This window comes from Sorangiineae bacterium MSr11954, assembly GCA_037157815.1.
GTDB classification, from domain to species: Bacteria; Myxococcota_A; Polyangia; order Polyangiales; family Polyangiaceae; genus Pendulispora; species Pendulispora albinea.
The window spans coordinates 7546279-7566038 of sequence record CP089984.1; the positions used below are offsets into that span (position 1 = coordinate 7546279).

The 19760-nt window shown below is 66.4% G+C and carries 15 protein-coding genes; 6 read left to right on the plus strand and 9 right to left on the minus strand.

Features of this window, described 5'->3' with window-relative positions:
- Positions 1-13 precede the first annotated feature (13 nt).
- The 4 genes from LZC94_29190 to LZC94_29205 all read right to left on the minus strand — a co-directional run bounded on the left by LZC94_29190 (position 14) and on the right by LZC94_29205 (position 4826).
- Positions 14-1663 (minus strand): thiamine pyrophosphate-binding protein, encoded by a 1650-nt coding sequence (locus tag LZC94_29190; protein WXB11919.1) that lies wholly within the window; start codon positions 1661-1663, stop codon positions 14-16.
- Between the two features lie 255 nt (positions 1664-1918).
- On the minus strand, positions 1919-2995 hold the full coding sequence (locus tag LZC94_29195) for a fatty acid desaturase family protein (protein WXB11920.1): 1077 nt from the start codon (positions 2993-2995) through the stop codon (positions 1919-1921).
- A gap of 26 nt (positions 2996-3021) precedes the next feature.
- Positions 3022-3948: a 2-dehydropantoate 2-reductase gene (locus LZC94_29200; GenBank protein ID WXB11921.1), complete on the minus strand. Its 927-nt coding sequence runs from the start codon at positions 3946-3948 to the stop codon at positions 3022-3024.
- The gene (locus LZC94_29205) at positions 3945-4826 is read right to left on the minus strand and encodes an iron-containing redox enzyme family protein (protein WXB11922.1); all 882 of its coding nucleotides are present in this window, start codon (positions 4824-4826) and stop codon (positions 3945-3947) included. The genes LZC94_29200 and LZC94_29205 overlap by 4 nt, the downstream gene beginning before the upstream one ends.
- Before the next feature lie 384 nt (positions 4827-5210).
- On the opposite strand from LZC94_29205, the gene LZC94_29210 reads away from it, so the two are divergent.
- Positions 5211-6137, plus strand: coding sequence for a branched-chain amino acid transaminase (locus tag LZC94_29210; GenBank protein ID WXB11923.1), 927 nt, complete (start codon positions 5211-5213; stop codon positions 6135-6137).
- Between the two features lie 45 nt (positions 6138-6182).
- Here the strand turns inward: LZC94_29210 and LZC94_29215 are convergent, their stop codons facing one another.
- The 3 genes from LZC94_29215 to xylB all read right to left on the minus strand — a co-directional run bounded on the left by LZC94_29215 (position 6183) and on the right by xylB (position 10230).
- The gene (locus tag LZC94_29215) at positions 6183-7403 is read right to left on the minus strand and encodes an MFS transporter (GenBank protein ID WXB11924.1); all 1221 of its coding nucleotides are present in this window, start codon (positions 7401-7403) and stop codon (positions 6183-6185) included.
- 215 nt (positions 7404-7618) lie between these two features.
- Positions 7619-8782 (minus strand): xylose isomerase, encoded by a 1164-nt coding sequence (xylA, locus tag LZC94_29220; GenBank protein WXB11925.1) that lies wholly within the window; start codon positions 8780-8782, stop codon positions 7619-7621.
- Positions 8779-10230, minus strand: a complete 1452-nt coding sequence (gene xylB / locus LZC94_29225; protein WXB11926.1) for a xylulokinase — start codon at positions 10228-10230, stop codon at positions 8779-8781. The genes xylA and xylB overlap by 4 nt, the downstream gene beginning before the upstream one ends.
- Before the next feature lie 142 nt (positions 10231-10372).
- Here xylB and LZC94_29230 point away from each other — a divergent pair, with 142 nt between their 5' ends.
- Both LZC94_29230 and LZC94_29235 read left to right on the plus strand, forming a co-directional pair.
- Complete coding sequence (locus LZC94_29230; GenBank protein WXB11927.1) at positions 10373-11554, plus strand: ROK family transcriptional regulator; 1182 nt, start codon at positions 10373-10375, stop codon at positions 11552-11554.
- A gap of 341 nt (positions 11555-11895) precedes the next feature.
- A complete protein-coding gene (locus tag LZC94_29235; GenBank protein WXB11928.1) occupies positions 11896-12300 on the plus strand; it encodes a hypothetical protein in 405 nt (134 codons plus the stop codon).
- Between the two features lie 51 nt (positions 12301-12351).
- Here the strand turns inward: LZC94_29235 and LZC94_29240 are convergent, their stop codons facing one another.
- On the minus strand, positions 12352-13920 hold the full coding sequence (locus LZC94_29240; protein ID WXB11929.1) for an aromatic amino acid ammonia-lyase: 1569 nt from the start codon (positions 13918-13920) through the stop codon (positions 12352-12354).
- Positions 13914-14822: a fatty acid desaturase gene (locus tag LZC94_29245; GenBank protein WXB11930.1), complete on the minus strand. Its 909-nt coding sequence runs from the start codon at positions 14820-14822 to the stop codon at positions 13914-13916. The genes LZC94_29240 and LZC94_29245 overlap by 7 nt, the downstream gene beginning before the upstream one ends.
- A 150-nt stretch (positions 14823-14972) precedes the next feature.
- Here LZC94_29245 and LZC94_29250 point away from each other — a divergent pair, with 150 nt between their 5' ends.
- The 3 genes from LZC94_29250 to LZC94_29260 all read left to right on the plus strand — a co-directional run bounded on the left by LZC94_29250 (position 14973) and on the right by LZC94_29260 (position 19249).
- On the plus strand, positions 14973-15839 hold the full coding sequence (locus LZC94_29250) for a helix-turn-helix domain-containing protein (protein ID WXB11931.1): 867 nt from the start codon (positions 14973-14975) through the stop codon (positions 15837-15839).
- Positions 15836-16549, plus strand: coding sequence for a chorismate mutase (locus LZC94_29255; protein WXB11932.1), 714 nt, complete (start codon positions 15836-15838; stop codon positions 16547-16549). The genes LZC94_29250 and LZC94_29255 overlap by 4 nt, the downstream gene beginning before the upstream one ends.
- Before the next feature lie 891 nt (positions 16550-17440).
- The gene (locus LZC94_29260) at positions 17441-19249 is read left to right on the plus strand and encodes a fatty acyl-AMP ligase (GenBank protein WXB11933.1); all 1809 of its coding nucleotides are present in this window, start codon (positions 17441-17443) and stop codon (positions 19247-19249) included.
- The last annotated feature ends 511 nt before the right edge of the window (positions 19250-19760 follow it).

The window sequence follows — 19760 nt, forward strand, 5'->3', positions numbered from 1 at the left end:
GGTCGATTCGTTTTCAGAATTGATGCTCGTACTGCACCGGCACCTCGATGAGCGTCGGCTCGGAGAGCTCGAACGCCCGCTCGATTTCGCGGCGTAGGTTCTTGCTGGACTGCACGCTCACCCCGCGACAGCCGTTGGCCTCGGCCAGCTTGACGAAGTCGACGGAGAGGAAGTCGACCAGGTTCTTGTCGTGCTCCTGGCCGCCGCGGACCTGGTAGTGCTTGATGAGGCCGTACGCCGAGTCCTTCATCATGACGATGACGATGGGCAGATCGTAGCGGGCGAGGAACTCCAAGTCCTGGCTGTTCGAGTGGAACCCACCGTCGCCCACAATGGCGGCGACCTTCTTCTCGGGCCGGGCCAGCTTGGCGCCGATGGCCAAGGCCATGCCGGAGCCAAAGCTCCCAAGACCGTTGGAGCAGAGGAAGGTGTTCGACTCGGTGGTCTCGCTGATGAGCCCCGCATATTGCTTGTGGAGCCCAATGTCGGAGCAGAGAATTCCGTCTCCATTGAGAGCACGGCGAACCTCGCGCACGATGGCGGGCGGCGGCACCGTGGGGTAATGCTGGTGGCCGTTGCCCCCCGTCGCGCGCTTCGCCTCGCGGATGGTGCGCGCGATGTCGGCCGCCCAGTTCGAGCGCGACACCTCGTTCTCGGGTCGGTTCAAGGTCTGGAGCGCCTGCTTCACCGAGCCGACGATATCCAGATCGGTCTTGACCAGCCGGCTCGCCTCGTTGGGGGTCGAGCCAATGCGCACGATGGTCTTTTTGCGCCCGGTGAGCCACATCGCCGGCTTGACGTCCTCGCAGATGTCGAACCCGAGGAGGACCACCACGTCGGCCTTGCCGAACACCTCGTCGATCACGGGCATCTTCAAGATGCCGTTCAGATAGCGGTTGATGGCGCCCAAGCTACAGGGATCGTCATCGGAGATGATGCCCTTGGAGGCCAAGCTGCTCACGGCGGGGATCTGGTACTTGGCCACGAAGGCGCGCGCCTCCGCCACCGCGTCCTCCCGGTGCAGCGAGTTGCCCACGATCACCACCGGCCGCTCGGCCTTGACCAGCAGCTCGTGAACCGCCTTGAGATCGGCCGCGTCGCTCTGCGGCGCCTTCTTCGGATGGATGGCGCCGGCTTGCCCGAGCAGCGCTTGCCCCTCTGCGTCGGGGATCTCGGCGCCCAGCACATTGACGGGCAAGGACAGGTACGACGGTCCCATCAACTCCGAGTACGCGGCCTCCAGGGCCTTGCGCACCTCGGCGGGAATTTGGCGCGGATCGCGGAGCTCGCTGGCGTACTTGCACATGCTCCGCATGATCTCGACTTGATCGAGGCACTGGTGCACATGGTTGTGCAGCGCGTCGTCCGTCTCGATCTGCGCGGACATGGCCAGCATGGGCGAGCGATCCAAACAGGCGGACGCCACGCCGGTGGCGAGGTTGGTCGCGCCGGGACCAAATGTCGAGAAACAGGCCTGCGCCCGTCCGCTCACCCGCGCGAACGCGTCCGCGGCGACGCCCGCCGTAAACTCGTGCCGCGTAAGGAAGAAATCGAGCTCGGGGTGGTGGAAGTTCAGCACCTCCGCCTCGCGCCCGAGAATGCCAAATACACGATTTACTCCGTATTTCAGGAGAGATTGAAGGAGCAGGTCGGAACCGCGCATGGATGACTCCAAGTAGGGGTTTGAAATTTCGAAAAAAAGACACCCAGAGGGAAGGTCACCCCACCCCCAATCCCCCCCATTCCCGTTCGTGCCCTACGACTTCCGAGCACGATTTTTTCGACCAGATCTCGAAGTAAGCGAAGAAGCGTCGAACCAAAAGGCGCTAGGGGCGCGAAAAATCACCCGAATGCCGATGTAAATTCAGCATTTATCGTCGGCGACCCTCGCGCCCTCGCGGTTGATTCGCGCGTCGATTTACGTCCCTGTCCGGGCCTCTGCCCGCGGCGACGACGACGCCGCGCTCAATTGCGCGAGCACCCTCCCGTACCCCATCGTGAGATGGAGACGCGGGAGAAGGCGCGGATTGTCGCGCATCTCCTCGTGCAAGCGCCGCAGGTGGTAGAAGGGCACACTCGGATAATCGTGATGCTCGCTATGGAAATACGTACCCTTCGAGCAAACGAAGATCCGCCCCAGCACCGAGGGCAACACGGTGCGCGATTTGCCGCCGATGAGATCCTCCTCGCCGTCGATGCCGAAATGCTCGGCGGCGAGGCGCAGGTCCCGGATCATCGGCGTCCAGGTGGCGAGCGGCACGATCCAGTAAAGGAGCCAAATGCGCCAGCCGCCGAGGGCGGTGATGGCCCCGAACATCGCCGCGTAATAGGCGATCTTGAACGCGATGTAGCCGCGCGAAGGCGCATGGGTGAACCCGCGCACGAAGGCCCGCATGTAGCGGGGGAACGTCAGGCCCGTGAGCCTCCGCAGCATCCACAGAGCGAGGGCACCGCGCGTCTTCGGAAAGCGCCACTCGGTGGGGCTCCGCTGGTACGTTTCGGCGATGTGCGGGTCATCGATGTTGCCGATGTTCCGGTGGTGGCCGAAGTGCCGCTTGCGGTAGAGCGGAATCGAGTGAAAACTCGCCCACGCGAGGACGACGTCGCCAAAAACGTCGTTCACCTTCCGATTTCGGAACAAATGGTAGTGCGTGGCCTCGTGCGCCAGGTGGAACAAGGCGTGCTGGCGCCCGCCCAGGAAGGCGACCGTCACCGGGTAGAGCCAAATGCTGCCCACGCGCTCGCAGAGCGCGATGGCCGCGGCGATGAGCACCCATTCGCCCGCGGAGTGGAGCACGCTGCGCGTCTGGTCGATCCGAGACAGCTCACGGATACGCTCGGGCGGCACACGATCGGCGATCGTGCCATGGTAGTCGTCCGGCCTGCGCTCTTCACCCGCGAGCACGCCGGCACCGGCACTACCACTCGCGGCACGACCACCGCCGCCATCATCGCTCGACTGCGAGGCGCCCGTCAGGCGCTCGTTACAGTTCATCGAACTTTCCTTTCAGCACCCGTCCGTCAGGACTGCAATCCGCGCAAATGCGCGGGGAGCAAGGCGGCAACCAAAAATTCGTGGGCTGGCGTAGCCACCCCGCGGGCGCGCCCGCGACGAACAATCGCACCAACCATGGCATCGACCTCCGTCCGGCGCCGGGCCTCCACATCGCGCAAGAGTGAAAACTTCGTGGCGGGCTCGGTCCCCTCCGCGCGCATCATGGTCGCTTCGACGATATTGGGCCGGAGCGCCACCCCCTCCGCGCGAGCCACCGCCACCGCCTCGCGAAGCGCCGAGAGGTACAGCGCGCGCGACTCCGCGCAGGCGAGCACCTCCCCCACCGAGCTGCGCGTGGCCGCGACCACGCCCGCCAGGCAGCCGATGAAGATCAACTTGGTCCAGAGATCCGCCTGGATCGACTCCGAGAGGACGACCTCCGCGCCCGAGCCGGCAAAGACGCTGGCGATCGCTTCCAGCCGGCTCGTTCGGCGGTGATCCAGCTCCCCCACCACGATTTGCTGCGGCCCGCGGGCTTGCCGGATCACCCCGGGCTCCAGCACCTCCGCGAGCACGCTGCACTGCCCGCCCACCGTGCGGCCCGGAAAGGCGGCCGCGAGCTTGTCGACGGCGTCGACCCCATTGAGCAGCGGAACGAAGCACGCGCGCTCCCCCGCGAACGGGCGCAGCGCCTCGATGGCCGGATCCAGATCGTACGTCTTCACGCACAGGAAGACGGCGCCGCAAGTCGGAACGGCGCGCGCATCGGCCTCCACGCTGGCAGGACGAACCGTGAATGTTCCGGACGCCGCCTCCACCCGGAGCCCATCGCGCCGGATTGCTTCGAGGTGCCGGCCGCGGGCCACGTAATGGACGGAAACGCCTTTTCGCGCCAGCAAGCCGCCGAAGTGGCCCCCCACCCCACCGGCACCGACGAATGCAACCTCCATCATGTCACCAAGAAGTCGCGAAATCGGGGTTCACGCTTCAAAACAATCTCGCGCAAAAGGCCATTCCAATAAACCTTCTTGGCCTGCAGCGCGCGCCAGACCGCCTGCCGACAGCGCTCCTGCGTCTCTGCCGTTGTCGCATAGCGTTCGAGCACGGCGGCCGCTTCGTCGGCGTGCTGGATGTCCCCGCCGTAATCGTTCTCCACGCCCTCCTTGCCGACGTGCACCCAGAAGAACTCGCAATCGTCGTCGGACAAGACGAACTGTTCGCGCAATCCAAGGGCCACCTTGCGGTAAAAGCCCGGAATCGTGAGCTCATTGACGTACGAGGCGCACGCCACCCCCTCGATGAACGACGCGTCCCGCACCAACTTTGCGCGGTATTCGACGTAGAGCAAGGTCTCCGGATAGGGAACGATGAACTCCGCCTCTTCGTCGGTCGCGCCCAGAGCCACCGCGCAGCGGCGCAGGAGCAGCGGGTGCTCTTTTTGTGGGTCACCGGCCCCGAGCTCCTCGTACACGTTGATCGAGAAACGCTCGTGAAGCCCGTAATATCCCCCCGAGTTGGCGATGAGCTGAGCGATCAAGGGCGGAAATGCGCGCGCCTGATAATACCACTGCATCACCCAGTCTTTGACCTGCTCGCGCGAGAGCTGGCCGTCGTAGAACATCTTCAGCAGCTTGCCGATGTTGTTTTCGCCGTCTTTGCCAATCTGTCGCGCCAGATCGCGAACGAAGGCCCGCGGCGGCTGTGCTTCGGGCAGCTCACGCCGGCGCTCGTGGAGGTGAGTCCAAGACTGGTGGTCCAGGTGCTCCGGAACCGTAATCGCTACGCCATGATCGCCAGCCACATGCTTCGCGTGGTCGTTCGATTGGGACATCGCACTCATCGCTCCTTTCTGCGCTGAGAAGCGCGAAATTCGTTATTCGAGATATCTGTCTGCTATTCGAGATATCTGTCTTTTTTTCGGGTACACTGGGCGCGCTACGCGCCCGGACCTACCGAATACGCGGTAGCACGCGTATCTTCGCTGGGCAAGCGACTTGGGATGGGACAGCACCATTATCGGATTTCGTTTTGAATTTACGATTTATCGACGTGATGACATTTCGTCATCATCACGTAATGACCCCTGGTGTCATTAAATCATCTAGATTCATGACATTCCGTGTCATTCAAAATCAAGACTGGCATTTAGTGGCATTCCTTGCACACCGACAATCTGTCAAGGAATAAATTATTAAGGACGAGAAAGGCGGCTTTCATGGTCGAGAAACTGAAGAAAATCTGGTGCGATGGCGAGTTCGTCGACTGGGACGCTGCCACGATCCACGTGCTCACCCACTCGCTCCACTATGGAATAGCTGCGTGGGACGGGGTGCGCGCGTATCAGCGTAAAGACGGAGCCAGCTATGTCTTCCGATTGCGCGAGCACATCGATCGTTTGTTCGATTCCTGTAAGCTCTGCCTCCTGAAGCCCGCGCAATCTCCGGAGGCCATCTTCTCGGCGTGCGTTCAAACGCTCCGCGTCAATGGAATGGTCGACGGTTATCTACGGCCGATGGTCTACGTGGGAGACGGGGCCATGGGCGTGTACGCGCCCGACAATACGATTCACAGCACCATCATGGCCTGGCGATGGGCCGCGCACCTCGGCGCCGACGCGAACGACCGCGGCATCCGCGCCAAGATCAGCTCCTTCGCGCGGCCGCACCCGGCCTCGGCGGTGGTGAAGGCCAAGATCACGGGGCAGTACACGAACAGCGCGCTCGCCCGCGCCGAGGTCAAGCACGCGGGCTACGACGAGGCGATCCATCTCGCGGTCGACGGCTATGTCAGCGAGGCGTCGGGCTCGAACGTCTTTCTCGCGAAGCGCGGGGTGCTCTACACGCCGGATCTCGCGAGCGCGATCCTCGAGGGCGTCACGCGCGACACGGTGATCGTGCTCGCGCGCGAGCTGGGGATGACGGTGGTGGAGGGCCGGGTGACCCGCGAGCAGCTCTGGCTCGCCGACGAAGTGTTCTTGACCGGCACCGCCGCGGAGATCGTCCCCGTGCGCGAGATCGACGATCGCCGCATCGGCGATGGCCATGTCGGCGCCATCACGCGAAAGCTGCAAGAGCGCTACGCGGATATCACGCGAGGGAGCGACACGTCGCATCCCGAGTGGCTCACGCGCGTCGGAGCGTGATCCACTCGGGCTCGATGCTCGTCGATGGTCGGGCGGCGCGCGCGACTATTCGACGAGCTCCGGGGTCACCGCAGGCGCGGCGTCGAGGGGGGCGGCGCTGCGCGCGCGGCCGAGGGCGGCGATGATGAAGGCGGCGCCCAGGGACAAGATTCCGCCCATCACCATCGCCCCCCAGACGCCGACCCGATCGACGGCCACGCCGCCGCCGAAGGAGCCGAGCGCGATGGAGATTTGAAAGGTGGAGACGAGCCAGGCGGAGCCGCCCTCGAACTGCTCCGGCGCGGATTGGTACATCCAGATCTGGACGCTAACCGGGATCGATCCAAAGGCCAGCCCCCAGACCATCGCGAGGACGGTGGCCGACGCTTTGCCGGCGCCGAGGACGGGCGCGAGGAGCATCACGATGCTCAGCAAGAGCGCGGTGGCGACGTAGGTCGCCTTCAGGTTGCGCGCCGCCCCCCACTCGGCCAGGAAGGTGCCGATGAAACCGGCGAGGCCATAGGCGAGCAAGACGCCGGTGATGGCGTCGGTGCCCATCTTGGTCACCTGCTCCAGGAACGGCTTGAGATACGTGTAAGCTGCAAATTGTCCGGCCGCCACCAGGGACACGGACAAGAGGCCCACGCGCGCCGCAGGCACGCGCCAGAGAGCAAAGAGCTCGCGCGCGCCGATCGCCTGCTTGGTGGGGAGCTTCGGCAGGAGCAAGAGTTGCGCGATCAGGACCAACCCGGCCAGCACCGCGGTGGCCGCGAACGCGACCCTCCAGCCGGCGAGGTTGCCGATGAAGTTGGCGGCGGGCACACCGCATACGGTGCCCACCGAGACGCCCGCCGAGATCACCGCGGTGGCGCGGCCGCCCGACTCCTCCGGGACCAACCTTCGCCCGAGCGCGCTCGCCAAGGTCCAGAAGCCGCCGACGCAGAGGCCGAGCAACATGCGACCGAGCAAGAGAACGGGAAAGTTGGGCGCCAGCGCTGCGATGGCGTTCGACGCGATGAGCATGATGGTGAGCGCCCAGAGCGCGGTGCGCCGATCCAATCGGCCCGCGGCGACGATGAGAATGGGCGAGCCGATGGCCCCGACGAGCCCTGGGGTGGTCACCATGAGCCCCGCGGTGCCATCGGAGATGCCGAGGTTCGAGGCGATGTCCGTCAGCAAGCCGACGGGAAGAAACTCCGTGGTGACCATGGCAAAGGTCCCGACGGCTACGGATGCAACGGCGAGCCAGGACTGCAGGATCGAGCGGGGAGGCGAGGCGGTCGTCATGAGGGAGCGAGCGATATAGATCCCCGGCCTCGCACGGCAAGACCCTTTCATATCGTTCGCTATGAAATTAAGTCCGACCCGCGCGCCGCGCCGGCACCAGGACGAAAAAGGTGCGCGGCACGATCGCGCTCGCAGGGCCGCGACGTGAATTTTTTCGCTGCGTGTTTCGCGTTCGTCACGCGGCGGACGAAGCTTCGACGCGCGGCGATTTCGAATCAGCGAATGCCGTAAAGGTGCTCGAGGGCGAGCTGATCGAGCCGCTCGAACGCGGTGCCGCGCTTGGCGAGGGCGTCGATGTCGGGTGAGAAGTTCCGGATCGCGTGCCACGTTTCATCTTCGCCGAGCGTGGGGATGGCGAGCTGGTCGACGCGGGCGGCCTTCAGAGCTTCGCGCGCCTCGGGATCGGCGCGGAAGGCGCGGACCTTCTCGCGCAGAATGAGCCAGTTGCGCATGTTGGCGGCGGCCGAGACCCATACGCCTTGGTCGTCTTCGGTGCGCGGTGGCTTGAAGTCGAAGTGAATCGGCCCCGCATAGTCGCTCGTGTCCAGGAGGTCGACGACCCAGAACGCGCCGCGCGCGTTGCCGGCGCCGAAGCGCAGATCTTGATCGAAGCGCGGGCCGTTTTGGCCGTTGAGATCGATGTGGAACAGCTTCTTTTGCCACAGCGCTTGCGCCAGACCGTGCACGTAATTGAGGCCCGCCATTTCTTCGTGGCCAATCTCGGGGTTGAGGCCGACCAGCTCCGGGTGCTCCAGCTCCTCGATGAACGCCAGCGCGTGGCCGATGGTCGGTAAAAAGATGTCGCCGCGCGGCTCGTTGGGTTTGGGCTCGATGGCAAATCGCAAATCGTAACCGCGTTGCAGGACGTAATCGGATAAAATGTCGAACGCTTCTTTGTAGCGATCGAGCGCCGTGCGCACGTCTTTGGCGGCCCCCGTCTCGGCCCCTTCCCGTCCGCCCCAGCAAACGTACACGGAGGCGCGGAGCTCGGCCGCGAGGTCCAAGTTATCCATGACCTTGCGGAGCGCGAAGCGACGGACGTCGCGGTCGTTGGCGGTGAACGTGCCGTCTTTGAAGATGGGGTGCGAGAACAAATTGGTGGTGGCGGTGGTGACGACCAGCCCCGTGTCGGTCAGGGCCTTGCGGAAGGCGCCCACCAGCTTGTCCCGATCGGCGGCCTTGGCGTCGAATGGGAAGACGTCGTTGTCGTGGAAATTGACCCCGTACGCGCCGAGCTCCGCCAGCTTGTAGACGGCGCGATCGGCTGGCATCGGCGGCCGGGTGGCGGGGCCGAACACGTCGACGCCTTGCCAGCCCACCGTCCAAATGCCAAAGGAGAATTTGTCCTCCTTGCGCGGTTCGTAGCGATTGTCGCTCATCGTTCGCCTCCTCGGTTTTCGTTCGTTTCGCGCTTGTCTCGCTCTTCACCGGCCTCCGGCGCGCCCCACGAGGCGGTGCCGTCGCGCAGGGCGGCGTAGCGTCTTCGGACGTGCGGCTCGGGCGCGGCGTCGTACGTGCGGGCCGGCGTCTTGGTCCACGCGGGTGGGTGCGGGGTTTTGGCGAGCGCCCACGCGGCCTGGCGCGCGGCCCCCAGCGCCACGTACTCCTCCGGCTCCGGCACCGTGACCTCGACGCCAAAAATCTGCGGCGCGATCCGGCGCACCGCCTCCGCGCGCGCGCCGCCGCCGATGAGCAGCACCCGGCGCGGCTGCACGCCTTGGTGCGCGAGGTGATCCACGGCATCGGCCAGCGACGCCAAGAGCGCCTCCACCGCGGCGCGCGCCAGGTTCTCCGGGGTGGCGTTGGCGGTGGTGAGCCCGCGCAGCACGCCGTCGGCCCCGGGTCGATTGGGGGTGCGCTCGCCGTCCAGGTACGGGAGCAATGTCAACCCACCGGCGCCGGGCTGCGCCGCCAGCGCCAAGGTGGAGAGCTCCTCGAGCGAGCAGCGCAGCAGGCGCGCGGCCGACGAGAGGATGCGCGCCGCGTTCAAGGTGCACACCAGCGGGAGGAACCGCCCGGTGGCGTCGGCGAACCCCGCGACGAGCCCCGAGGGATCGGCCGCCGGAACGTCGCTCACGGCAAAGGCCGTCCCCGAGGTGCCGATGGATACCGCGACGTCACCCGGCTCCAGCCCGAGGCCGAGCGCGGCGCCCATGTTGTCCCCGGTCCCGGGCCCGAGCACCGCACCCCACTCCGTGCGGCCGACGATCTCGTTGGGGCCCGCCACGCGGGGCAGCGCCACCTCGCGCCCGATGGCCGCCGCGAGCATCTCCGGCAGGTACGCGCCCGCAGCCGGCGACCAATACCCGGTGCCCGAGGCATCGCCGCGATCGGTGGTGCGCTCGCCCCGGCCGCCCAGCTGCCACGTGAGCCAGTCGTGCGGCAGCATCACCGCCGCGACCTTCGATGCGCTCTCGGGCTCGTGCTCCGCCAGCCATCGAAGCTTGGTGACGGTGAACGACGCGACCGGGACGCTGCCCGCGCGCGCGGCCCACGTCGCGGGGCCGCCGAGCTCCTGGGTGAGCTTCTCCGCCTGCGGCGCCGAGCGCGTATCGTTCCAGAGGAGCGCGGGGCGAATCACCTCCCCCGCCGCGTCCAGCACCACCATGCCGTGCTGCTGCGCGGCCACCGACACGGCCGCGGCGCGCTGGAGGAGCTCCCGGACCGGATGGATCGCGGCCAGCCAGTGCCGTGGATGGCACTCGGTGCCCTCCGGGTGCGGCACCGAGAGCTCCGCCACCACCAGGCCATCGTCGGCACGGCACAAGACGACCTTCGTCGACTGCGTCGACGAATCGATCCCCGCCACCAAGGTCGCGTCGCTCAAGGAACCCTCCGTTCGCGTGCGGAATATATTTTGGAAACTATCTGGACGAATAAGCGCGGTCAACGGCAGCTTTGGATTTAACCTGCTCCCGATGCTTCATGAAGACGACCGAATTTCAGCCGGCCCCGTTCGCCATGGGGCGATGCGTGAGCACAACCTCGCGGTCGTGCTGGCGGAGGTCATCCGGCATCAGCCGGTGACGCGGGCGCGGCTGGCGGAGATCACGGGGTTTACGAAGACCACGGTCTCCAACCTCCTGACGGTGCTGGCCGAGGCGGGGTTGGTGCGCGACGGCGGCTTCGTTCACGAGGGGGAGCGGGGCCGTCCGGGGGTCGCCGTATCGATCGATCCCAACGGCGCAGCGGGCCTCGGGCTCGAGATCAACGTGGACTACCTGGCCGCCTGCATCGTGGATTTTGGCCGGCGAATTCGCTACCGGCACGTGGTGGCCAGCGATCACCGCGGGCGCGCGCCCGAGGCGGTGGTCGAGGCCTTGTCGCGGCTGGCTCGAGAAGCGCTCGCGTCGGCCAAGGCGCAAGAGCTGGCGGTGGCCGGCGCGGTGGTGGCGCTCCCCGGGCTGATCGATCGCGAGCAAGGCCTCTTGAGGCGCGCGCCGAACCTCGGCTGGGGTCAGGTGCCCATCCGCAGCTTGCTTCGCGCAGGTCTCCCCGCCCTCCGGCTCGCCGTGGACGAGGACAACGAGGCGAACCTCGCGGCCCTGGGGGAGCTTTGGTTTGGCGCGGGGCGGGAGCTCGGCGATTTCGTCCACGTCTCGGGCGAAATCGGGATCGGCGCGGGCATCGTGATGGATGGGCGCATCTTCCGCGGCGCGCACGGCTTCGCGGGGGAGCTGGGCCATATCGTGGTCGAGCGAGGGGGTGCGGCGTGTGGCTGCGGGGGGCGCGGGTGCTTGGAGCAGTCCGCGGGGCAAGAGGCCATTTTGCGCGCCGCGGGATTGGAGGGCACGAAGGTGACCTCGGCGGCCAGCGCCGATGGCTCCTTATCGGCGTTGCTGGCGCGCCTGGAAGCCGGCGACGACCGGGCGCGATCGGCGGTCAAGCGCGCGGGCAAAGCGTTGGGGATCACCTTGGCGTCGGTGGTTCATCTGCTCGATCCGGACACCATCGTCCTCGGTGGCATCTTCTCGGCGCTCGCGCCTTGGGCCAAGCCGGCGGTGGCCAAAGTGCTGGCCAAAGGCTCCGGCACCTTGCGCGACGCCATGCCACGGCTGGTCGTCTCGCGTCTCGCGGGCGGCGCCGCCGTATTGGGCGCGGCGGGGCTGGTGGTGGAGCGCGTGACCGCGGAGCCGGCCTTATTGCTTTAGTCGCATTTCCAGGCATGCTCGTGCGTGGGGCAGCTCCGCCACTCGCACTTTTTACGCATCTTTTTCGAGCCGGAAGATCCGATCGGGACGCGCGCCAGGATGCCGGGGTGCGAGGTGCTCCGACCCGATCGCCTTCGTGTTGCTCGCCGATTTACGTGCGCCCTCAGGCCCTGCTCGCTCGCGTCGACCTCGAGTTGCCCTGGAAGGTCGGATGGGCAGAGGGCTCAACCAATATGATCGGCGTCACGCGAACATCACAACGCACCATGGCGTGCAACAATGGTCGCTGGCTTCGCTCATGCGAGGCTCGTGAGCAGGAGAAGCAAGGGAGGGATTTTCGAATGAAGTGCGCGACCGTCGAAAACATCGTCCGCGAAGCGTACCGGCTGCTGGGCGATGTCGAGGACGTGGTCAGCTCGTCTGGGCGCCTCGGATATGGATTCACCAACGAGCAAGCCTCCACCTTGGCGGACGTCCGCATTCATTTGGCCCAGGTCAAGACCGCGCTCCGCCGCATGGAACGCACGGCGGACGGATCCAAACCGCGGATCGAGGACTCCATCGACCGCACCACCGCCGACGAACAAACCACCGCCCTCGCCGACATCGGCCAACACATCGCCGACGTTCAGGCCACGCTTCGGAGGATCGGGAGCTCACCGCTCACGGCCGCGGATCCGGGCGCACCGCGCTCCAAAGCGACACGACGAGAACAGGATCCGAAGGGATCCTGCGCTACGAAATAGAGCAGCGCGTTCGCGGCATCCGCAGCCGACGATCCATCGTTCAGGCGGGTGCTACCCGTCGCCGGCCACGTTCGAGCGAACGAAGTCGACCATGGACTCGATGTCGGCGGCCGCGAAGCGGTCTTCGATGAGGACGGGGACGCGGCTGCGCAATTTGCGGCGGAGGCTCTCGAGGCGCGGGGGGAGCTCGAGGTCGGCTTCGCCGGCGGCGCGGAGATCGACGGCTTGTGCGGCGGTGAAGAGCTCGATGGCGACCACGGTTTCGGCGAGGGTCACGGCGCGGGCGGCGCGACGGGCGGAGAGGGCGCCCATGGATCCGTGGTCCTCGGTGCCGTTGCCGACGGGGAGCGAGTGGATGCTCGCGGGGGACGCGCTCGCGCGCAGCTCGGAGACGATGGCGGCCGCCGTGTAGTGGTGGATCATCAGGCCCGAGTGCAGGCCCGCCTTGGCGCGCGGATGGACCAGGAACGAGGGCAAACCGCCGTTCATCGCGGGATCGAGCAAGCGGTGCACGCGGCGCTCGCTCATGTGCGCCAGGGTGGTGAGCGACGTGGTCAGCGCGTCGAACGATTCGGCCAGCTCGGCGCAATGCATCGTGCCCGCGTTGTTCGTCAGGGCGCCATCGGCGAGCAGCACGGGGTTGTCGACCGTGCGATTCAACTCGGTGCGGAGCGCCTTTTGGGCGCGCGCAACGGCCGCGTGAAAGGCGCCGAAGACCATGGGCGCGCAGCGCGTCGACAGAGGCTCGCGCACGGTGCTCGTGGGGGAAATCGCGGGGGCGGCGGGGCCGATGCCGGCGCGCATCCGGGCGCGCACGAGCTCGCGCAGGCGGTGGGCGCTCTCGGCGCTCGGGTCGGCGGGGTCGTCGAACAGCCGCGGGTCGAGGAAATCGGTGCGGCTCTTGGCGCCGGCCATCGACATGGCCGCGGCCATTTCTGCCGCGCGACCGAGGCGCATCGCGTCGTGGAGCATCAGCGCTCCCGTGCCGAGGGTCTGCGCGGGCCCGTTGATGAGCGCAAACGCATCGCGGCCCGAGAGCTCGGGCAGCGCGATGCCCTTGGCCTTCATGGCCGCGGCCCCCGGCACCCGCTCCCCGGAGGCCACCGCCCACCCCTCCCCCAAAAGGAGCAGCGCCGTGTGCGCGAGCGCCGCCAGATCGCTCGCGCCCACCGAGCCCAGCTCGGGGACGTAAGGATGAACGCGCCGATCGAGCATCGTCAGAAGCGCGCGCACCACCGGCAAGCGCACCCCGCTGCGTCCGCGCGCCAGCACGCTCGCACGCACGAGCAACATGGCGCGGACACACTCTTCGGGCATGGGGGCACCCACCCCGGCCGCGTGCGACAGAAGCAGGTTGCGCTGAAACGCCTGATTGTCCTCCGGCGAGAGCGCCGCCGCGTCGAGGGCGCCGACCCCGGTGGTCAGCCCGTAAATGGTCGCGCCGTTCTGCGCGTGCTCCCGAAGGATCGCATGGCCTCGCTCGATCGCCTCCTCCGCGGAGCGCGCCAGCACCACACGCGCTCCATGGCGCGCCACCCGCACCACATCGCCGACCTCGAGCGCCGTCCCATCGAGGCTCACGGGCGGATCGTCGGGCAGTGTGGCGAGCAAGGTCACCATGGGTGCACCGGCGGATCCTTGGGGCGGAACGCGAAGCGCGCGAGCACCGCCAGGTATCCGGGGAACACGAACCCGCCATTTCCCTCGAGCACGGCCGTGCGCTGGCTGCGGTAGTGCGCGGGGAGCTCGTACCAAGGCACCCCGGGCATCTGGTGATGCACCGCGTGCAGGTTGTTGTTCAAATAGAGGAGGCCGAACAGCGGCCCCGCCTCCACGACGCCGATGCGGTGCTCCATCTGCGCCGCCGGCCGGTGCTCGAGGAAGGAGCGGAGCAAGGTCAGCCCCAGCCCGGGATAAACGAACAGCGCGACATAGCGCCCGAGGGGCATGTCGCAAATACCGATCAGCCAACCGAGTACCAGCGCGAGCCCCGCGCCATGCGCCAGCCATGCGCGCGCATGACGATAGTCCCCTGCGAGGAGGGCGCGCAGCTCGGCCCACAAAAACCGCCCCACCATCCACGCGGGGCCCAGCAAAAGACGGCCCGCCAAGGTGGTCTGCGCACGATGAACGATGCGCTGGAGCGTCCCCATGGCGGCCCACGCTTCCCGCGTGACGTAAAAGGATTCGGGATCATCCAGCGGATCGGTCAATTGGGATGTGCGGTGATGCGCCTGATGCTGCTCGCGATAAATCCCATAAGGGAGCCAGAGGCCGAGGGGCACCGATCCAAAGAGCGCATTGAGCACCGGTGAGCGCGTGGGGTGACCGTGGATGGTCTCGTGTTGAAACGAGCCATGCCAGGCGATGAGGCCGCCTCCTGCGAGCGCCACCAGCCACCACGGCAGGCTCGAAGCGGTCGCGGTGAGGGTCAGCCAGAGCAGATAGACCGACAGTCCGACTGCAACTGTGGGGAGCTCAACCGCGTTGCAACCTGGTCCGGGGCTAGCTGGGGCGGCCATGAATACGTTGAGTATTCAATGAGATAGACCTCTTCGCAACGAGCCAATGCGCACAACACGTTGCGCATTGCCACAATATGTGGCTGTAATTTTACATATGCAACGCGTGCGGTGGTTTCGCATCATTTGTTGCGATATATCTACATCTCGATGAAAAGGCGCGACACTGTTGAGCTCTTTCGCACACGCTTGCTGGAGGTGATCGATCGCACGGGGCTGACCCGCTCCGCGTTCGCCGAGAGGGTCGGGATGGATCGCTCGACGCTCTCGCAGCTGCTCGCCGAGGGAAACGATCGTCTCCCGCGGGTGGAGACGTTGGCGGGCATCGCCAGCACGGAGCAAGTGAGCATCGATTGGCTGGTGGGCCTCAGTCAGGAGGGGCCGCTCGGCGCGAACATCCTCAAGCAATCGGTGCAGGTCGAACCCGACGCGCCCTCCCCGGCCGACCAGCGTCTGGCGCGGTGGCAGGCCGAGGCGGCCGGCTACAAAATTCGTTATGTGCCCACCACCTTGCCCGATCTGTTGAAGACCGATCGGATCATCGCCTACGAATATGGGCAATTCGCCACCGTCGATCCCGATCAGAGCCTCGAGCAAAGCCACGCGAAGCTGGAGCTCCAGCGCCGCTCCGAGTCGGAGATCGAGGTGTGCAACTCCGTGCAGGCGGTGGAGGGCTTCGCGCGCGGCGAAGGGATCTGGCGCGATCTCGGCATCGAGGCGCGGCGCGAGCAGCTCACGCGGATGATCGCGCTATGCGACGAGCTTTACCCCGCCTTCCGCTGGTTCCTTTACGATTCACGAAATCGCTATTCGGTGCCGCTCACCGTATTCGGTGCAAAGCGCGCGGTGGTTTACGTGGGACAGATGTACTTCGTATTCAATAGCCTCGAGCACATCCGCCATCTGACGAAGCACTTCGACGATTTGATCCGGGCAGCCGTGGTCCAACCTCCCGCCGTCATCGATCTGCTCCAAAGCTTGCTTCGCAGCCTCGACGACGCGCCCACCGCGACGTGAGCGCGGTCCTGACGTACTGCCGTACTAGAAAGAGCACCATGCATCGAGAGAACGCCTCGCCAACCCTGACGCCGCCATTTTTCGTCCGATTGACCGCACGGACCGCGCTCGCCGCACCCTTTCTCGTTTTTGTCGCGGCCTTCACCGTTTCCGCCCTCACCGCGTGCGCGACCGACGGCAGCAGCGCAAAGGCTACGACCCCCTCCGATGCAACGGAGGCCGCCGCGGAGAAGGCCATCGAGGCGCTCGCCCAATTGGCCGGTGAGCGCCTCGCCATCGCCGATAAGGTCGCCGCCTCCAAGTGGGGCACGGACAAGCCCATCGAGGATCCGCCGCGCGAGAAGCAGGTCCTCGACGACACGTCGAAGCGCGCCATCGACATGGGTCTCGATCCGGCGCTCGCCCAACGAATTTTTCGCGATCAAATCGAGGCGAACAAGCTCGTCCAGCGGGGCCTTCATCTTCAATGGGAGGCATCCGCCGAAAAGCGTCCGACCACTCGCCCCGATCTCGCCAAAGAAATCCGCCCGGAGCTCGATCGCATTGGAGGAGCACTCCTCGCTACCATCCGCGACGCGCAACCTTTGCTGACCAGCCCGCGCTGCAAATCCGCCCTCGATCGCGCGCGCCAACGCACCCTAACGGGCACGGGGATGGACGCCCTCCATCGCGAAGCACTCGACCGCGCCCTATTGCACACCTGCCCTTAACACCGCGCCCACCCCCTCCAGCGAAGCACGCCTCCCCGAACCCTCCGGCGAAACGTGGCCCCGACCCCTCCGGCGGAACACGCCTGCCCAAACCCTCCGGCGAAGCATCACGCCCTTAACATCCACGGAACACGCTGCCGAAACCGCCCCGGCGGAACACGCCTCCCCAAAGCTCCCGCGGAACGCACCCGCCCGAACACTCCGCCGAATACGGAACACGCTGCCGAAACGCCCCGGCGGAACGCGCCTCCCCAAAGCTCCCGCGGAACGCACCCGCCCGAACACTCCGCCGAATACGGAACACGCTGCCGAAACGCCCCGGCGGAACGCGCCTCCCCGAACCCTCCGGCGAAGCATCACGCCCTTAACATCTACGGAACACGCTGCCGAAACCGCCCCGGCGGAACGCACCCGCCCGAACACTCCGGCGAATACGGAACACGCTGCCGAAGCCCCCCACCAAACACGCCTGCCCGAACACTCGGCGGAGCACCACCTCGAACACCCGAACTCCAGCGGAACACCGCCGCCGAATCACCACCGGAGCACGTTCCCGAGCGCGCACCCCACTTGAACGGCCCTCGAGGGCGCGCAGCGCCCCTTTTTTTACCGACCACGGGCATTCAGTGAGCGCTTACAGCACGGTTGTTCCTCGAGAATTCTGGGCTCGGTAAGCGGCATGGTGCCCATTCGACCTCACGAGGGGCATTTGAGCCATCCCGCAGAAATTGCGGCACCTCGCATTCGCCGGTCAACTCGAGCGGAGCGTAGGCTTGCGGTTCGGGTCCCGAACTTGCTCAGGTGAACGTTGCTCGGCACTCGGTAGCCGCCGGAGGTAAACGGCGTCAGTCGTGCGAGCCCAGAATACCGATTAACCGGGGGGTTAAGTCCATGAACCATGTGCGAAATCAGTTCGAATCCATCGTGACCCGTTTTCAGTCGCACGTTGCGCGACACCCCGAGCGCGTTGCGCTCCGATACTTGGTGACCGGCGATCATGACGGCCCCACCCGACAGTGGAACTACGCGACCCTCGACGAACGCGCGCGCGCCGTCGCCGCGCAGCTCGACGATTGTCGTGGCCGATCGGAGCCCGTCTTGTTGCTCTATCCGACGGGCCTCGAATTCGCCGCCGCCCTGCTCGGGTGCTTCTATGCCGGCGTCCCGGCGGTGGCGGCGAGCACACCCGATCCCGGCCGCTTGTCCCGCCTCCTCCCCCGATTGCTGGGCATCGTCCGCGACAGCGGCGCGCGCGTGGTGCTGACGGACGATGCCACCGCCTTGGCGGCCAGGGCCCTTCTCCCCGACGCGCCCGAGTTCGTGGATCTGCGATGGGTCGCCACCGACGATCTCGCGCCCACCTGGTACGAACGCGAACGCTTCGCCGCGCTCTCCCCCGACTCGCTCGCCCTCTTGCAGTACACGTCCGGCTCCGCGGGCGCCCCGAAGGGCGTGATGGTCACGCACGGGAACCTCGTCGCCAACGCGATGGCGCTGGAGAATGCGTACCTGCATACGACCCCCGCTCGTTGGGTCGGCTGGCTGCCGCTCTTCCACGATATGGGCTTGATGGCCAACCTCCTCCAGAGCTGGTGGGCCGGTGGGGAGCTCACCATGATGTCGCCGGAGTCCTTCCTCCAGCGCCCGATGCGCTGGCTGCGCGCGCTCTCCGCCTTCGGCGCGACCCGCACGGGCGGCCCCAACTTCGCCTTCGCGCTGTGCGCCCTCAAGGCCGAGAGCGAAGATCTCACGGGCCTCGATCTGAGCCAGCTCGCCGCCGTGATCACCGGCGCCGAGCCCGTGCGCGCGCGCTCCCTCGACGCCTTCGCGCGGGCCTTCGCCCGCTACGGCTTCCGCCGCGAGACGTTCGCCCCTTGCTACGGCTCGGCGGAAGGGACGCTCTTCATCACGGGGCCCGACGCCTTCGTGCACGCCTCCGAGGGGCGCTTCCTCGCCCACGAGCTCGAGATCGAACACCGCGCACATCGCGCGCCCCCGGAAGAGAGGTGCGTCCGATCGCTCATGTCGTGCGGCATACCGCACCGCGGTCTCACGACGGTGCGGGTGGTGGACCCGGAGACCCACCGTGAGATGCCCGAGGGTCAGGTCGGAGAAATTTGGCTGCGGGGATTGACGATCTCACCGGGCTACTGGCGCCGGCCGGAGCTCACGGAAGAGGCCTTCGGCGCCCGGCTGGAGGGCGACGATCAGGGTACGTTCTTCCGCACGGGCGACCTGGGGTTCTGGCTCGATGGCCAGCTCTATCCTTGCACCCGCATGTCGGATCTCATCGTGCTGCACGGGCGAAGCCTGTACCCGCACGATCTGGAAGACAGCATGGATCGCGCGCATCCTGCAATCCGCCCGGGCTGCACCGCCGCGCTCGCGATCCACGCCGAAGAGCACGGCGAGGCCCTCGCCGTCGTCGCCGAGCTGGACACCCGGCTGGAGTGCGCGCCCGACATTGTGGCCGACGCCATCCGCCATACACTGGCGACGGAACATGCCGTGATCCCCGACGTGCTCGTGTTCATCGAACCGCGGACCCTGCCGAAGACGAGCAGCGGAAAAGTGCAGCGCGCCCAGTGCCGTACCGATCTGCTGGAGCATCGGCTGCGCGAGCTCTATCGCGCCGACATGCTCTCTGCGCCCGACTCGTCGGTGATGGCCCGCCGGGGGGATCATCGCGCGGTCGCGTGAAAACGTCTCAGAAACGTGAATGGAAGGACTTGCGATCGGCGAGCGCCTCATTAGACGGATGAGCGGGTCCGGTGCGTGCAGCACGGGCCCACCCCGCGTCTGCGAGCTCGGGAGTAGGAACCGTTGGGGGTGAGCTGCGATTTTTGCGGCCGCCCCCAAATCTTTTTTGTGTCTTTTTGTGCGCCGGATTGCTCTTCACCCTGAGGGGTCAGGTCACATTCGAGCAGGCCGTGGCGCGTGGCCGTTTTGAGTCATCCCTCTTCGAAATTTCGTATTGCTTCTGTCGCATATTTCGAACGAATGACGATAATCATGGGCAGCCGGCGCTCGAAAGCTCTACTCTCCTCACGGCACGCGGCGCGCACGTCCTAGGCTCCGCAGCCGCTCGAGCGAAGCTCGTACATGGCAAATCGGCTCTGCACCGCGCAGAGGCCGTCTATGGGGCCACAAGCGTAGAGATCGTCGATGATTCATCATAGATTCGAGGTTCCCGTGCAGCCTACAAGAGTGC

What these genes read in the sequence shown, in the direction of transcription:
- LZC94_29210 (WXB11923.1), top strand. Translation starts at nt 5,211, where the DNA reads ATGGTCGAGAAACTGAAGAAAATCTGGTGCGATGGCGAGTTCGTCGAC.
- LZC94_29205 (WXB11922.1), bottom strand. Translation starts at nt 4,826, where the DNA reads ATGTCCCAATCGAACGACCACGCGAAGCATGTGGCTGGCGATCATGGC.
- LZC94_29245 (WXB11930.1), bottom strand. Translation starts at nt 14,822, where the DNA reads ATGGCCGCCCCAGCTAGCCCCGGACCAGGTTGCAACGCGGTTGAGCTC.
- LZC94_29260 (WXB11933.1), top strand. Translation starts at nt 17,441, where the DNA reads ATGAACCATGTGCGAAATCAGTTCGAATCCATCGTGACCCGTTTTCAG.
- LZC94_29200 (WXB11921.1), bottom strand. Translation starts at nt 3,948, where the DNA reads ATGATGGAGGTTGCATTCGTCGGTGCCGGTGGGGTGGGGGGCCACTTC.
- xylA (WXB11925.1), bottom strand. Translation starts at nt 8,782, where the DNA reads ATGAGCGACAATCGCTACGAACCGCGCAAGGAGGACAAATTCTCCTTT.
- LZC94_29230 (WXB11927.1), top strand. Translation starts at nt 10,373, where the DNA reads ATGCGTGAGCACAACCTCGCGGTCGTGCTGGCGGAGGTCATCCGGCAT.
- LZC94_29215 (WXB11924.1), bottom strand. Translation starts at nt 7,403, where the DNA reads ATGACGACCGCCTCGCCTCCCCGCTCGATCCTGCAGTCCTGGCTCGCC.
- LZC94_29240 (WXB11929.1), bottom strand. Translation starts at nt 13,920, where the DNA reads ATGGTGACCTTGCTCGCCACACTGCCCGACGATCCGCCCGTGAGCCTC.
- LZC94_29190 (WXB11919.1), bottom strand. Translation starts at nt 1,663, where the DNA reads ATGCGCGGTTCCGACCTGCTCCTTCAATCTCTCCTGAAATACGGAGTA.
- LZC94_29250 (WXB11931.1), top strand. Translation starts at nt 14,973, where the DNA reads ATGAAAAGGCGCGACACTGTTGAGCTCTTTCGCACACGCTTGCTGGAG.
- LZC94_29235 (WXB11928.1), top strand. Translation starts at nt 11,896, where the DNA reads ATGAAGTGCGCGACCGTCGAAAACATCGTCCGCGAAGCGTACCGGCTG.
- LZC94_29195 (WXB11920.1), bottom strand. Translation starts at nt 2,995, where the DNA reads ATGAACTGTAACGAGCGCCTGACGGGCGCCTCGCAGTCGAGCGATGAT.